This is a genomic window from Streptomyces sp. 11-1-2, from assembly GCF_003595545.1.
GTDB lineage: Bacteria > Actinomycetota > Actinomycetes > Streptomycetales > Streptomycetaceae > Streptomyces > Streptomyces hygroscopicus_B.
Map to the genome: position 1 here is coordinate 5,182,449 of NZ_CP022545.1, position 15,406 is coordinate 5,197,854.

General features: G+C 73.0%; 9 protein-coding genes. 4 read left to right on the forward strand and 5 right to left on the reverse strand.

All coding sequences use genetic code 11. The features are described 5' to 3' along the window. Positions 1-164 precede the first annotated feature (164 nt). From CGL27_RS21660 to CGL27_RS21670, 3 genes are read right to left on the reverse strand one after another with little or no spacing between them, the layout of a single operon-like run. Positions 165-1,457, reverse strand: coding sequence for a VWA domain-containing protein (locus CGL27_RS21660; RefSeq protein WP_240450589.1), 1,293 nt, complete (start codon positions 1,455-1,457; stop codon positions 165-167). Then, positions 1,454-4,132 carry a DUF5682 family protein gene (locus CGL27_RS21665; RefSeq protein ID WP_119989418.1) on the reverse strand — a complete coding sequence of 893 codons (2,679 nt, stop codon included), beginning with the start codon at positions 4,130-4,132 and terminating at the stop codon, positions 1,454-1,456. Before CGL27_RS21665 ends, CGL27_RS21660 begins: the two co-directional genes overlap by 4 nt. Then, on the reverse strand, positions 4,129-5,283 hold the full coding sequence (locus tag CGL27_RS21670) for an AAA family ATPase (protein WP_107439083.1): 1,155 nt from the start codon (positions 5,281-5,283) through the stop codon (positions 4,129-4,131). Before CGL27_RS21670 ends, CGL27_RS21665 begins: the two co-directional genes overlap by 4 nt. A 137-nt stretch (positions 5,284-5,420) precedes the next feature. Between CGL27_RS21670 and CGL27_RS21675 the strand changes: the two genes are divergently transcribed. Then, positions 5,421-6,860 carry an SWIM zinc finger family protein gene (locus tag CGL27_RS21675; protein ID WP_162953039.1) on the forward strand — a complete coding sequence of 480 codons (1,440 nt, stop codon included), beginning with the start codon at positions 5,421-5,423 and terminating at the stop codon, positions 6,858-6,860. Beyond that, the gene (locus tag CGL27_RS21680) at positions 6,857-8,548 is read left to right on the forward strand and encodes a DUF5691 domain-containing protein (protein WP_119989422.1); all 1,692 of its coding nucleotides are present in this window, start codon (positions 6,857-6,859) and stop codon (positions 8,546-8,548) included. The genes CGL27_RS21675 and CGL27_RS21680 overlap by 4 nt, the downstream gene beginning before the upstream one ends. A 533-nt stretch (positions 8,549-9,081) precedes the next feature. Here CGL27_RS21680 and CGL27_RS21685 read toward each other — a convergent pair. Continuing rightward, on the reverse strand, positions 9,082-9,492 hold the full coding sequence (locus CGL27_RS21685) for a cobalamin B12-binding domain-containing protein (protein ID WP_014061419.1): 411 nt from the start codon (positions 9,490-9,492) through the stop codon (positions 9,082-9,084). A gap of 518 nt (positions 9,493-10,010) precedes the next feature. Here CGL27_RS21685 and CGL27_RS21690 point away from each other — a divergent pair. Together CGL27_RS21690 and CGL27_RS21695 are read left to right on the forward strand one after the other, a co-directional pair. Next, complete coding sequence (locus CGL27_RS21690) at positions 10,011-10,805, forward strand: alpha/beta fold hydrolase (protein WP_078642014.1); 795 nt, start codon at positions 10,011-10,013, stop codon at positions 10,803-10,805. Positions 10,806-11,045: 240 nt separating this feature from the next. Then, on the forward strand, positions 11,046-12,800 hold the full coding sequence (locus CGL27_RS21695; protein WP_162953040.1) for a M23 family metallopeptidase: 1,755 nt from the start codon (positions 11,046-11,048) through the stop codon (positions 12,798-12,800). 86 nt (positions 12,801-12,886) lie between these two features. On the opposite strand, the gene pcrA is transcribed toward CGL27_RS21695, so the two are convergent. After that, complete coding sequence (gene pcrA, locus CGL27_RS21700) at positions 12,887-15,361, reverse strand: DNA helicase PcrA (protein ID WP_119989426.1); 2,475 nt, start codon at positions 15,359-15,361, stop codon at positions 12,887-12,889. Positions 15,362-15,406: the final 45 nt, after the last annotated feature.

Here is a 15,406-nt window from a genome sequence, read left to right on the forward strand (position 1 = left end):
TACGAGGCCGTACCTACGAGGCGTACGACGGACACATAAGCGTGGCGATATGGCTTTGAGGCCGCACTGAGCAGGACGACATCGGCAACCGGATGGCTGGATTCACGTCCTGGGCGACGGGGTTGATCCTTGCACGACCCACAGGGGTCGGCGCAAGCCCCGGATCACTGATGGATCGCCATGTCCGGTATAGGCAGTTGGCGTCGTTCGATGGCCGCCGCCATCACCTCCGGGAAGAGATCGGGGGTGCAGGCGAAGGCGGGCGCGCCCAGCGCGGCGAGCGCCGCCGCGTGCTCGCGGTCGTAACTCGGCGCCCCCTCGTCGGACAGCGCGAGCAGCGTCACGAACTGCACCCCGGACGCCTTCATCGCGGCGACCCGCCCCAGCATCTCCTCGCGTATACCGCCCTCGTAGAGGTCGCTGATGAGGACGACGACGGTGTCGACGGGCCGGGTGATCTTCGACTGACAGTAGGCCAGCGCGCGGTTGATGTCGGTGCCGCCGCCGAGTTGGGTGCCGAAGAGGACGTCCACCGGATCGTCGAGCTCGTCGGTCAGGTCGACCACGGAGGTGTCGAAGACGACCAGCCGGGTGGCGAGGGAACGCATCGAGGCGAGCACGGCGCCGAAAACCGAGGCGTAGACCACGGACGCGGCCATCGACCCCGACTGGTCGACGCACAGCACCACGTCCTTCTTCACCCCGCGCGCCGCCCGCCCGTATCCGATGAGCCGCTCGGGGACGACCGTCCGGTGCTCGGGCAGGTAGTTCTTGAGGTTGGCCCGGATGGTGCGGTCCCAGTCGATGTCCCGGTGGCGCGGGCGGCTGATCCGGGTGGAGCGGTCGAGCGCACCGGTGAGGGTGGCGCGGGTGCGCGTCGCCAGCCGCTTCTCCAGATCCTCGACGACCTTACGGACGACGGCCCGAGCGGTGTTCTTGGTCGTCTCCGGCATCGCCTTGTTGAGGGACAGCAGGGTGCCGACGAGATGGACGTCCGCTTCCACGGCCTCCAGCATCTCCGGCTCCAGCAGCAGGGCGGAGAGCCCCAGCCGGTCGATGGCGTCGCGCTGCATGACCTGGACGACGGAGGTGGGGAAGTACGTACGGATGTCGCCGAGCCAACGGGCCACTTGGGGCGCGGAGCCGCCGAGCCCGCCGGAGCGCGCACCGCTCACCGCGCCCTGGGGGCCGCCACTGCGCCCGGCGACCGTGCCACCGCCGCCGTGGCCGTCACCGCCCCCGGAGCCGTAGAGGGCTTCGAGGGTGCGGTCCATGGCGGCGTCGGTCCCGCTGAGCGAGCAGCCGGTGCCGTCGGCGCCCTGGCCGCCGAGCACCAGCCGCCAGCGCCGCAGCCGTTCCTGATCGCCCTGGCCGCGACCGTGGTTGTGGTCGACGCCGCCGTGAGGGTCGGCGTCGCCGCGAAGGTCGGCGTCGCCGCGAGGGTCACCGTGTGTCATCGGGCTGCCTCCATGGTGTCGTTGCCGTACGGTGCGGGATCGAGGCCCAGCAGCAGGCGCACCGTCGGGACGACGGCCGCCGCGCGGTGCGCGTCCAACCCGGGGCCGAAGCCGGGTGCGGCGGGGGCGCCTTGACCGCCGGAGTGCCCCTCGGCCGCGGGGCCCCGGCGGACCAGCTCGCCCAGGGTGCGGCGCACGCCGGTGTCGTACGCGGAGAAGGTGCGCCGCAGCAGGGGCAGGACGTCGGTGAACGCCTCGGCGGGAACGGAGATCAGCCAGCGGTCGACCAGGCCGAGCAGCCGCTCGTCGTGGACGAGCAGCATGCCGCCGCCCGCACCGCCGCCGATGAACCCCTCGATCCAGGAGGCCGCTTCGGGCGGCTCGGTGCCGGGCGAGAGCGCGAGCCCCATCAGCCGGGCCGCCTCGTCCTCGGCGAGCCGGGCATCGTCCAGCAGCAGCCGCGCGGCGCGGCCCCGGATCAGCCCGGGGGTGGCGGGGGTGCCGTCCCGCCCGGCGAGCGAGCGCAGCATGGCCGCCCAGCGCCCCCGCAGGCCGTCGGCGGCGCCGGCCCCGGCCGCTCGCGCCTCCGCCGTGGGCGTGTGGGTCCGCGGCTGCGTCCGCGTCTCTGCCGCCGGCCAGGTCTCCGGCTCTGTCCCGGTCCCGGGCTCTGGCCGTGTCCCGGTCCCGGGCTCTGTCCCGGTCCCCGGCTCAGGCCCTATCCCGGTCTCAGGCTCTATCCCGGTCTCAGGCTCTGCCTCCGTCTCCGACAGCAGTCCGATCGCCCGGTGCGCGGCCTCCATATGGCCGCGCATCTCGGCGGCGCCGTCGGCGTCGAGGCCGACGCAGGCGGGCGGCAGCCCGACCAGGATGCGCTCGGCCAACCCCACCGCGACCGCGCCGAGCGCGGCGGTGTCGGTGCCCCGTACATCCCCATAGCGCACCGAGCGCACCAAAGCGGGCAGGGCCTGGGCGAGATGGCCGACGTCCGCGTCGAGCGCGGCCCGGTCGGCGAGCGAGCGCATCACGACGGGAAGGGCCCCGGAGAGCGCGCCGAGCAGACAGCGCTCGGCCAGCTCGGTCACCTCGGCGAGCCCCTTCGCGCTCCGGGCCTCTGTCTCCGCCTTGGCGCTGGCCGCCGACAGCACCGTGGTGCCCCACACCCCCGCTTCGGCGACCCGCACCGACAGCTCCGGCTCCCACCGCAGCCGCCAGGTCTCCCTGAAGGTGCCGGTGCTGCCTCGGGAGACGGCCGGGCTGCCCCAGTCGACTCCGAGCAGCCGCAGCCGATGCAGCAGGCGGCTGCGCCCGGCGTCGGTCTCCTTGCGCAGGTCCAGCTCCAGCTCGCGCTCCAGCGCCTCGGGCTTGAGCCGCAGCGAGCGCTGGGTGCGCGTCAGGTCGCGCTGGAACGGCGCCGCCGGAGCCGACTCGGGCACTTCGCCCAGGACGTCGCCGACCACCAGCCGGTCCCACACCAGCGCCATCGGCACATCGGAGCCCTCGCACATCACCGCCCTTACGGCGTCGAGGGTCTCGGCGAGCCCGGCGAGCGGACGTCCGCGCATCGCGGCCAGCGTTTCGGCGAGCCTTACGGCCTCGATGACATGGGCCGAGGACACCGCGAAGTCCTCGTCCCGGAGCAGCCCGGCGACCTTGGTGAGCCAGCGCTCAACGGGCCGGTCCGGGGCGTGGAAGAGATGGTCGTACCAGCCCGGCGAGGTGATACCCGCCCCGTATCCGCTGTGCCGGGCCAGCCGCCGGTGTGTCCAGGGCACCCAGCTGATCTCGGTCTTGACCTTGGGCAGCCCCTTGAGGAGCTTCCGGTCGGCGGTCGCGGTGGTCCGCTCCCCCAGCGCCGGTACGTGCCAGGCCCCGCAGACGACGGCGACCTCGTCCCCGAACTCCCGCCGCGCCTCGCGCAGCCGCAGCCGCATATGGGCCTCGCGCACGGCGTCGTCCTCGTGCCCGCCGTGCCCGTACTCGGCGCGCAGCGCCTCCATGGCCTCCGCCACGGCCGCGAACGCCTCCGCGCCGCCGGTGCCGCGGTGCTCGATGACGTCCTCCCACCAGCGCTCCGGGTCGTCGTATCCGGCCGCCTCGGCGAGGACGGACAGCGGATCGACGCGCAGCCGCTCGGCGGAGCCGGCGCAGCCCGGAGCGGCCTGGTCGCCCGGGCCCGCTGGATCGCCCGGGTCGAGCGGATCGCCCGGGTCGAGCGGAGCGGCCGGTGTGGACGGACCGTCCGAAGTGGGCGAACCGGCCGGGTCGGGCGTGGCCGCCGGGACGGGCGGCCCCGCCGGAGCGGGCGTGGCCGCCGGGGTCTGCTTCGCCGACATGGCCAGCGAGTTGGCCGCCGGGAGATCGATGAACCGTACGGGGACCTCGTGGGCCAGCGCCCACTGGATGGCCGCCCACTCCGGGGAGAACCCGGCCAGCGGCCAGAATCCGGCGCGCCCCGGGTCGTCCGCGGCATGGGCGAGCAGTGCGACGGGCGGACGCATGTCCTTCTCGGCGGCGAGCCCCACGATCGCGTCCGCCTCCGGCGGCCCCTCGATCAGCACCACACGCGGTGCGCACGCCTCCAGCGCCGCCCGCACCGCCCGCGCCGACCCGGGCCCGTGATGGCGCACGCCCAGCAGCAGCGGGCCGGCGGCCCGCGCCCGCGGGGCGCCCGTCATGCGGTCACCTCTCGGCACGAGCGGTAGAAGTCCTTCCAGCCGTCGCGCTCGCGGACCACGGTCTCCAGGTACTCCTGCCAGATGACGCGGTCGGCCGCCGGGTCGCGGACGACCGCGCCCAGGATGCCCGCGGCCACATCGCCCGCCCTCAGCACGCCGTCGCCGAAGTGGGCGGCGAGGGCGAGGCCGCCCGTGACCACGGAGATGGCCTCGGCCGTCGACAGCGTGCCCGAGGGCGACTTCAGCTTCGTACGGCCGTCGCCGGTGACTCCCTCGCGCAGCTCGCGGAAGACCGTGACCACCCGGCGGATCTCCTCGACACCCTCCGGGAGCTCCGGGAGCTCCAGCGAGCGGCCGATCTGGGCGACGCGGCGGGAGACGATGTCGACCTCGTCCTCCGGGGTCGCGGGCAGCGGCAGCACGACCGTGTTGAAGCGGCGGCGCAGGGCGCTGGAGAGTTCGTTGACCCCGCGGTCGCGGTCGTTGGCGGTTGCGATCAGGTTGAATCCGCGGACCGCCTGGGCCTCCTCCCCCAGCTCCGGGATCGGCAGCGTCTTCTCGGACAGGATGGTGATCAGCGTGTCCTGCACATCGGCCGGGATGCGCGTCAGCTCCTCCACGCGCGCGGTCATGCCGTCCGTCATGGCGCGCATCACCGGGCTCGGCACGAGCGCGTCGCGGCTCGGGCCGTGGGCGAGGAGCTGGGCATAGTTCCATCCGTACCGGATGGCCTCCTCGGGCGTCCCGGCGGTGCCCTGGACCAGCAGGGTCGAGTCGCCGCTGACCGCGGCCGCCAGATGCTCCGAGACCCACGTCTTGGCGGTGCCGGGCACGCCGAGCAACAGCAGGGCGCGGTCGGTCGCGAGGGTGGTGACGGCGACCTCGACGATGCGGCGCGGGCCCACGTACTTGGGTGTGATCACGGTGCCGTCGGGCAGCGTGCCGCCGAGCAGATAGGTGGCGACCGCCCACGGCGACAGCCGCCACCGCGCGGGGCGCGGACGGTCGTCGGCGGCGGCGAGCGCGCTCAGCTCGTCGGCGAAGGCGTCCTCCGCGTGTGGACGCAGCGCTTCCGCGGCTCCGGCGGCCTCGGTGGGCCCTGCCGCTGCGCTGGTGTCGGTGGACTCGGTTCCGGGCACAGTGACGGTCACAGCTCCCCCACGACTTGTTTCCTCGTTCCGTTTCCGGACGTGTGAACCACCCTGCACCACCCCACTGACAACCCGGCCCTGGTCAACGAACGCCCAGGTCAGGGCAATTGTCAGTGGGTGCCCGTACCGTCGCAGACATGAATCCGCAGGGGGAACGCTGGACGGCGGAGCAGGTGCTGGCCCTGGCTCCTGACGCCACGTCACGCACGGCGGGCGGCAGGCTCGCCGCGGCCGGCAAGTGGTCGGGCGCGGGCGCGCACGGACAGGCGGTGTGGGGGCTGTGCTCGGGCAGCGGCAGCAAGCCGTACCAGACGGTCGTCGATCTGAACGGGCCCGGTTATCGGTGCAGTTGTCCGAGCCGGAAGTTCCCGTGCAAGCACGCGCTGGGCCTGCTGCTGCTGTGGACGTCCGGCGAGGGGGGCGTGCCCGGGGGCGGGGAGCCGCCGGAGTGGGCCGAGCAGTGGCTCGGCGACCGGCGGGAGCGGGCCGAGAAGCTCGCCGCCGCGGCCCGGGTTGGGGGCCCGGGCCGCGACGGCGAGACGGGGGACGGCGCGGGGCGAGGGGAGAGCGGAGGCGCGGCCGATCCGGAGGCGGCCCGCCGCCGCGCCGAGCGGCGGGCCCAGCGCATCGCCGCGGGCGCCACGGAGTTGGAGCGGCGGCTCGCCGATCTGCTCCGCGACGGTCTGGCCGCCGCCGACCGTGCCGGGTACGGGGCGTGGGACGAGACGGCCGCGCGGATGGTCGACGCCCAGGCTCCGGGTCTCGAGACGCGGGTGCGGGAGCTGGCCGCGATTCCGTCGTCCGGTCCGGGGTGGCCCGCCCGGCTGCTGGAGGAGTGCGCGCTGGCCCACCTCCTCAACCAAGGCTTCCTCCACCTGGACCGCCTCCCGGAGGAGCTGGCCGCCACCACGCGCACCCGCGTGGGCCTTACGACGCCGGTGGCCGAGCTGCTGGCGACCGGGGAGCCGATCCGGGACCGCTGGCTGGTCCTGGGCCGCCAGGACGGCATGGACGGCAGGCTGACCACCCGCAGGATCTGGCTGCGGGGCGAGCGCACGCACCGTATGGCGCTGCTGCTCTCGTTCAGCGCCCCCGGCCAGTCCCCGGAGCTCGCCCTGCCCATCGGCCTGGTCCTCGACGCCGACCTCACGTACTACCCGGCGGCCCGGCCCCTGCGTGCCGCGATCGGCACCCGGCACGGGGAGTTGCCGCCCGCCCCATCTCCCACGTCGCCGTCGGCCCCCGAGGGGTGCGAGGTCGACACCGCGCTCGCGGCCTATGGGGCGGCGCTCGGGGAGGATCCGTGGCTGGACGGCTGGCCGGTCGTGCTCGCCGATGTGGTGCCGGTCCCGGGGGACGGCGGCTGGCAGCTTGCGGATGAGCGGAGCGGCTCTGCGCTGCCCGTCGATCCGCGGTGTGCGGGGCGCACCGATCTGTGGCAGCTGATGGCCATATCCGGCGGTGGCCCGGTCACCGTCTTCGGGGAGTGCGGCCACCGCGGCTTCTCTCCCCTCACGGCCTGGGACCCGACCCCCGTCTCACTCATCGACACGGCAGCGCAGGGAGGCACCCGTTGACCACTACGACCCCCACCGCGCCCTGGGACGATCTTGTCGCGGCCGCGCTGCTCGGCACCGAGCGGCGCACCCCGCCCGTCGCGCCGCGCCCCGGGCAGGACGCGCCGTCCGCCCTGCTGGACGCGGCCGCGCTCAGCACCGTGCGGCGGCGGGCCGGGCTGCGGCCCGCGCCCGCCCGGCCGGGGCCCGGCCGGGCGCCCGAGGATCCGCGTCCGGCGCTGCCCACGGCCGCCCGCAGCAGGCTGGCGATGCTGCTCGCCGACCGCTCGGCGCCGGGGCGCGGCGGTCCGCGCTCCGCGCCCGACCTCGCCGAGCTGCTGCCGCAGTGGCTCGCCCTGGCCAATCACCATGGCTATCGCGTGCCCGACGCGCTGCTCCCGGCCCTTCTCGACGCGGCGCGTGCCCGTACCGATCTGCGGCCCGAGGCACTGACGCTCGGCGGGCCGCGCGCGCTGTGGCTGGCCCGGCTCAACCCGGACTGGAAGTTCGCGCTGCGGGGCACGGCGGGCCGGGCTCCCACAGCGCTCCCGGAGCCGTCCGGGGCGGCCACCTGCCCGGATGATGAACAGCGGCTGTGGGAGGAGGGGTTGTTCGCCGAGCGGGTGTCGCTGCTGGCGGCGGCGCGCCACCGCGACCCGGCGGCGGGGCTGGCCCTGCTCAGCGGCACCTGGTCGACCGAGCGGGCCGAGGACCGGCTGATGTTCCTGGACTCGCTGCGCGACGATCTCTCCCCGTCCGATGAGCCGTTCCTCGAACAGGCGCTGTCCGACCGCAGCCGGAACGTCCGGGCGACCGCCGCCGAGCTGCTCTCCGCGCTCCCCGGCTCCGCGCTCGCCGCGCGCATGGCCGAGCGGTCGCGGGGCTGCGTCTCGCTGACCACCGACGAGGTGACCGGTGGTGAGCTCACCGGTGGTGAGGCGGCCACCGGCAAGCTGACCGCTGACAAGCCGACCGCCGCCGAATGGATAACCGTCCGGCCGCCGGACGAGTGCGACAGCGGAATGCAGCGCGACGGCATAGTGCCCAAGCCGCCCTCCGGCCGGGGGGAACGGTCGTGGTGGTTGGGCCAGTTGGTGGAGGCGACCCCGCTGGACCGCTGGAGCGCGTGGTTCGGCGGACGCGGCGTCGCCGAGATCGTGGCGCTGCCCGTAGCGGACGGCTGGCAGGCGGATCTGCACGCGGCCTGGTGCCGGGCCGCGGTGCGGCAGCGCAGCGCGGAGTGGTGCCGCGCGCTGCTCGGCACCCCGGCGGTGGCGCCGGTCACCGCCGGGGAGGCGGCCCCCGCCGCCTGGCGGGACCCGGCGAAGCTGCTGTCCGCGCTGCCCGCCCGGGAGCGGGCGGAGTGGGTGGCCGAGTTCATCGCGTCCCACGGCCTGTCCGACGCCTTCCGGCTGCTCGGGGTGTGCACGGTGCCCTGGGCCGAGCCGCTGGGCCGGGCCGTCGTCGACGCGCTGGACATCGCACGGGACGCGGGCAGCTACCCCTGGAGCTTCAGCGGGGTCATGGGCCTGGCCGAGCGCTGTCTGGACCCGGCGCAGGCGGATCGGCTCGAGGTGCTGACGGCGATACCGGACGAGTCGGAGGGGGCGGCGCCGGGGGCCGGGGGCTATTGGGCGGAGGCGTTCCAGCGGCTGGTGGGCACGCTCCGGCTGAGGGCGGCCATACAAGCCGAGCTCGAACCAGCGTGATCGGCGAAGCGGGCCCGGGGGCCCGCGGATGCCCTGACCTCCGGTCGTGCGCGGGGGCCCGCGGATGCCCTGACCTCCCGTCGTGCTCCGGGCCCCTGCCGTGCCCGAGCCGGTAATGCTCCGCGGCCCGCGTGCGCGCCCGCGCCGGGGGTGCTCGGGGATCCGGCCGTGTCCAGGGGATCCAGTCGGGCTCCGGGACCCGGTCCTGCCTCCGAGGGTGGGGCGGCGTCAGTCGAGCTCCGGGCCCGGTCGGGTTCCGGGGCGGGCTCGGGCCTCAGCCTCCGGGGCGAGCCCGGGCATCAGCCTCGGACTCGGGCCCGGGCGTCGGGCACGGAGGCTGGCCCAGGCATCGGGCTGCGGGCTGGGAGCTGGGAGCTGGGGAGCTGGGGAGCTGGGAGAGGGTGTCCACCCCACGGAGGCCAGGCGTCACCGGGGCGCAACGTGGCGCCGTACGGCCGACGCGGAACGGCCCAGCGCCGTACGGCCCGGCACCGTAGAGCCCGATGCCGTACGCCCCACGCCGGACCGGCAGGTCAGGCGGCTACCGGGCGGACGTTTTCGCGCACCCACTCCACGATGGACGTCGTCGTCGCGCCCGGGGTGAAGATCTCCGCGACGCCCTGCTCCTTGAGCGGGCGGATGTCCGCCTCGGGGATGATCCCGCCGCCGAAGACCTTGATGTCCTCCGCCTCGCGCTCCCGCAGCAGCTCCAGCACCTTGGCGAACAGGGTCATATGGGCACCGGACAGGATGGACAGCCCGATGGCATCGGCGTCCTCCTGGATCGCGGTGTCGACGATCTGCTCGGGTGTCTGATGGAGCCCGGTGTAGATGACCTCCATGCCCGCGTCGCGCAGTGCCCGCGCGATCACCTTCGCCCCACGGTCATGGCCGTCCAGTCCCGGCTTGGCCACCACCACACGGATCGGACCGGTCACACCCATCGCAGCCTCCAAGCTCTTCAAGCCCTTCGAGCCATCGCCCGCATCGACGTGAACGAACGTTATCTCCAGCATCCCCTACCCGGCAGTTTCGCGGCACGCCGCGAGGGGGAAATCACACGTGGGACACGTTCACTGAAGGCCGCGCCCGTACCCGCATCCGCATCCGCGCACGCCGCGCATCCACCGCGCGGACGCCGCATACGCTTCGGGCCGGCCACACCAGGGGAGCCGCAGCGGGGACCGTCGCACCGCCCAGCGCCGTCGAGAGCCGCATGGCGCCGCGGTGCGACGGGCGGTCCTGCGTCATGCGGTCACAGCGCGCCTTCCCCATGCGGTGCCGGAGGACATCGGGCCACCGCACGGCCGAAGTCGCCCTGACCAAGCGCCCTGACCGGCGCCCTGCCCCGGGCTCATGACCGGGGCTCATGACCACGCCCGAAGCGACCGGCTGCCCATGAGGGCATACGGGGGAGCCTCCAGCCGCCTCCTGTGCGCCGCATTGCGGGAGGTCGGCCGCCATGGGCCTCGTACAGATCCAACAGCTCCGGGCCATCGCCCTCGACCTGGCGCTGCTCGCCGGGCATCTGCTGCTCTATCCGACCGGGCTGCGCCAGGAGCGCCCGCCCGCTCCGCCGCCGCCCGGCGCGGCGGCGCGCCTGCCCACGGACGGCCGGGCCCACCGGCCCGTCCTGCTTCTCCACGGCTTCATCGACAACCGGTCCGTCTTCGTACCGCTGCGCCGCTCGCTCGGCCGCCATGGCCGACTGCACATCGAGGCGCTCAACTACTCGCCGCTGCTCTGCGATCTGCGCACCGCCGCCGCGCTGCTCGGCCGCCATGTCGAGGAGGTCTGCGCCCGCACCGGCCATGGTCAGGTGGATGTCATCGGGCACAGCCTGGGCGGTCTGATCGCCCGTTACTACGTGCAGCGTCTTGGCGGGGACGCCCGTGTCCACACCCTGGTGACGCTCGGCACTCCGCACAGCGGCACCCGTATCGCGCCCTTGTTGTCCGCACATCCACTCGTGCGCCAGATGTGCCCGGACTCCGAGGTGATAACGGAGTTGCGGCAACCTGCCCCTGATTGCCGTACGCGTTTCATCGCTTTCTGGAGCGATGTGGATCAGTTGATGATCCCGGCGGAGACGGCCCGGATAGACCATCCGGATGTGATCTCCCAGAACATCCGCGTCAACGGAATCGGACATCTCGCCCTGGCGGTGCATTCCTCCGTGGCCGTACGGATCCGCGAGGCCCTGGATGCCGCCGACGAGGCGCCGACGGACGCCTCGGGCGCGGTCTCGGTGGCGTGAGACGAGGGGGCGAGGGACTGCCGCACGGCGACACAAGGCCCTCTCCCGATAGTTCAGCAGGCCCGAAATTGCCGAACGCCAATCGAACACCCGGCCAAGGAACTGCGTACAGTCAGCCGAAAGACGGCCAAATGCCCTTTGCCGTGGTGCTCAAAACTCACGGAAGATTGTCGCTGCCGCGTACCGCCGGGTACAGTCGCCGCTAATTCTCCTGCAGCCGAGGCGAAAGAGAAGTTGGTGGTGAACGACCGTCACCCGTCGGGGGCCCCTCCGACCGTCCCCGCTCCTGACGCCTCGTATCCGTACGACGAGGCTTACGGTCAGCGACAGGACACAGCGCACGGCTACGCCGGGTACGACGGCTATTCCACCGGCAGCTTCGCCCACCTGGCCACGGCCTACGGTGACGGCGACCCGCTCTTCGGCACGCTCCCGGGCGGGTACGAGGACGGGCAGGGCGCCCACAGCGGTCAGTACGACGCTTCGCAGTGGGCCACGGCCGACCAGCATCAGACCGGGTCGTACGACACGGGCCACTACAACGCGGCCCAGTACGACACGACTCATTACGACTCCGGCTCCTACGACACCACCGCGATGTGGGCCGCCGCCGGCTATCACCTGCCGACCGGCATCCCCGCCCAGCAGGACGCCGAAACCGGCGCCCAGTGGGACATCGGCGCCTGGGACACGGGCGCCACCGGCCACACCGAGATGCCGGGTCAGTGGGACCAGGGCGCAGGGTACGAGGCCGAGGCGTACACCTCGGGCGTGGATACCGGCCAGACCCAGTTCTGGGACACCTCCGCCTACGGGACCGTGGACGAGGGGCAGCACTACGACCACTCGGGGCCGGCCCAGCCGGGGCTCGACCACTCGGGCTTCGACCAGCAGGGGCTCGACCACCACTCCGGGCTCGACCAGACAGGGTTCGACCAGCACCAGCACCAACCCGAGCACGAGCCGAACAGCTTCGAGCAGACGGCCGTGTTCGAGGCGAACGCCTTCGAGCAGCCCAACGCCTTCGAGCCCAACGCCTTTGAGCAGACGGCCGCGTTCGACGAGACGGCCGCGTTCGAGCAGGCCACCGTCACCGAGCAGACCGGCGCCTTCGAGCACACCGCCGTCTTCGACCCGGTCCACGAGTCCGACCAGTCGTACGACCCGGCCCCCGAAGCGGAACCTGAACCCGAGGCGGCGGCCGGGCGGGAATCCGCCCCCTCCCCCCGCCGGGAGGCGAGCCGCGGTCGCCGCCGTACCCCCTCGCCCCGCCCCAAGCGCTCCGCGCTCCTCACCGTCGCCGTCCCCTCCGTCTGCGCCCTGGGCGTCACCGCCGTGGCCGCCGCCTCGGTCAGCGGTGTGGGAAGCGACAAGAAGGACGAGTCCACCACTCAGGCCGCCCCCGACACCGCGGCGGCCCCCGTGAAGCCCTCCGTCGCCAACAGCAAGCTGGACTCCCAGCTCGCCGGGGTCCGGGAGGGCGCCGACGACTTCCGCGACCGCGCCAGCCGCACCCAGGAGCGGATCGACCTCCAGGCGCGCCAGGCCGCCGAGAAGAAGCGGAAGGCCGCCGAGGCGGCGCGCAAGGAGGCGCTGCGCCCGAAGTTCGCGCTGCCCGTCGCCCAGCACGGCCTCAGCGCCATGTTCGGCCAGGCCGGTATCAACTGGATGTCCGTGCACACCGGCATCGACTTCCCGGTGAGCTACGGCACGCCCGTGATGGCCGCCACCGACGGCACCGTGACGACGCAGTGGAACGACGCCTACGGCAACATGGTCGTCCTGACCAGCCCGGACGGCACGGAGACCTGGTACTGCCACCTCAGCAGCGCCAAGATCCGCTCCGGCACCGTCAAGGCCGGGGAGACCATCGCGTACTCCGGGAACTCCGGTAACTCCACCGGCCCGCATCTGCACTTCGAGGTCCACCCCGGCGGTGGCTCGGCCATCGACCCGCTGCCCTGGCTGCGCGGCCAGGGCCTCGACCCGACCTGACCGACCCGGGCCCCGGCCCGTGACCGCTCGCTGTAGCGCGCCACCGGCGCGCTACAGCCTCAGCGCTTCGGCCGCCACAGCCACATCTATAGCTTCTCCACCGGTGCGTACCGCAGCAGCAGCCGCTTCGGCTTCTCCTCGCCGAAGTCGATCGTCGCCTCCGCGTTGTCCCCGCTGCCCTTCACCGCCACCACCGTGCCGAGCCCGAACGAGTCATGGGTGACCCGGTCGCCGATGGCCAGCGCGACCACCGGACGCTCCTTGGCCCGCCGGGTCGCGAACCCGCTGCCCCCGGCGCGCGAACGCGACGACGACAGACCGGACGACAGCCCCGACGGCGGGGTCGAGGCGATGCTGCCCATGGACGCCGACGGGGTGGCGGGCCCGGTGCGCCGCCACCGCACATACTGGTCCGGAATCTCCTCCAGGAAGCGGGACGGCGGGTTGTACGCGGGCTGGCCCCATGCGCTGCGCATCGTCGAGCGGGTCAGATAGAGCCGCTCGCGGGCCCGGGTGATCCCCACATAGGCCAGCCGCCGCTCCTCCTCCAGCTCCTTGGTCTGGCCGAGCGCCCGCATATGCGGGAAGACGCCGTCCTCCATGCCGCTGAGGAAGACGACCGGGAATTCCAGGCCCTTCGCCGTGTGCAGGGTCATCAGCGTGATCACGCCGGAGCCGTCGGTGTCCTCGTCGGGGATCTGGTCGGAGTCGGCGACGAGCGCGACCTGCTCCAGGAAGTCCGCGAGGGTGCCGGGGTTCTCCTCGCCGCGGTCCTGCTCGAACTCCAGGGCCACGGCGGCGAGCTCCTGCAGGTTCTCGATCCGGGTCTCGTCCTGCGGATCGGTGGACGCCTGGAGCTCGGCCAGATAGCCGGTGCGCTCCAGCACCGCCTCCAGGACGGTCGCCGGGCCCGCCCCGGACTCCACGATGGTGTGCAGCTCCTCCATGAGCGTGTTGAACCGCTTGACGGCGTTGGCCGAGCGGGCCGCCATGCCGTACGCGTCGTCGACCCGGCGCAGCGCCTGCGGGAAGGTGATCTTCTCGCGCAGCGCCAGCGCGTCGATCATGGCCTCCGCGCGCTCCCCGATGCCGCGCTTGGGCACGTTCAGAATCCGGCGGAGCGGGACGGAGTCCTCGGGGTTGGCCAGCACCCGCAGATAGGCGAGGACGTCCCGGACCTCCTTGCGCTCGTAGAAGCGCACGCCGCCGACGACCTTGTACGGCAGCCCGACCCGGATGAAGATCTCTTCGAAGACACGGGACTGGGCGTTGGTCCGGTAGAACACCGCCACGTCACCGGCCTTGGCGTCGCCCGCGTCCGTGAGCCGGTCGATCTCGTCGGCGACGAACTGGGCCTCGTCGTGCTCGGTGTCGGCCACATAGCCGGTGATCTCGGTCCCGGCGCCGGCCTCGGTCCACAGGTTCTTCGGGCGGCGGTTCTCATTGCGCTCGATGACCGCGTTGGCCGCGCTCAGGATGGTCTGGGTGGAGCGGTAGTTCTGCTCGAGGAGGATCGTCCGCGCGGTGGGGTAGTCCTCCTCGAACTGGAGGATGTTGCGGATCGTGGCGCCCCGGAAGGCGTAGATCGACTGGTCGGCGTCGCCCACCACGCACAGCTCGGCGGCCGCGGTCTCCTCGGTGTCCGTGCCCACCAGCTCGCGCACGAGGGTGTACTGCGCGTGGTTGGTGTCCTGGTACTCGTCCACCAGGACGTGCCGGAAGCGGCGGCGGTAGTGCTCGGCCACCTCCGGGAACGCCTGGAGCAGATTGACCGTGGTCATGATGATGTCGTCGAAGTCCAGTGCGTTGGCCTCGCGCAGCCTCGCCTGGTACATCGCGTACGCCTCGGCCAGCGTCTTCTCAAAACCGTCCGTGGCCTGTCCGGCGAAGGTCTCCTCGTCGATCAGCTCGTTCTTCAGGTTGGAGATCTTGGCGCTGAAGGACTTCGGCGGGAACCGCTTGGGGTCGAGATCCAGATCCCGGCAGACCAGCGACATCAGCCGCTTGGAGTCGGCGGCGTCGTAGATCGAGAACGACGAGGTGAAGCCGAGCTTCTTCGACTCGCGGCGCAAGATGCGGACGCAGGCGCTGTGGAAGGTGGAGACCCACATGGCGTTCGCCCGCGGGCCGACGAGCTCCTCCACCCGCTCCTTCATCTCGCCCGCCGCCTTGTTGGTGAAGGTGATGGCGAGGATCTGGCCGGGGTGCGTGCCGCGGGCGCCGAGCAGATAGGCGATGCGGTGGGTGAGCACCCGGGTCTTGCCGGAGCCGGCACCCGCGACGATCAGCAGCGGCGAGCCGGTGTGCTCAACGGCGGCTCTCTGCTGCTCGTTCAACCCCTCGAGCAGGGCGGACGGGTCCACGACGGGCCGCGCGGCGCCGTCCCGGTAGTGGGCCTCCCGGGGCACGGGCGCGTCGAAGCCGCCGCTGAAGAGGTGATGCGGCACGTCCTCGGCACCATCGGGGCCGGGGTGCGCCGAATCCTCGGGCGGCGGTGGTGGCTCCTCGTTCGAAGGAAGCCCGAGGTCCGCCAGGAAGTTGTCGTCAAAGAGGCTGCTCATCGCTCCCCGAGTCTAGGCCGCCCCACTGACAGCCGATGCCCGAAC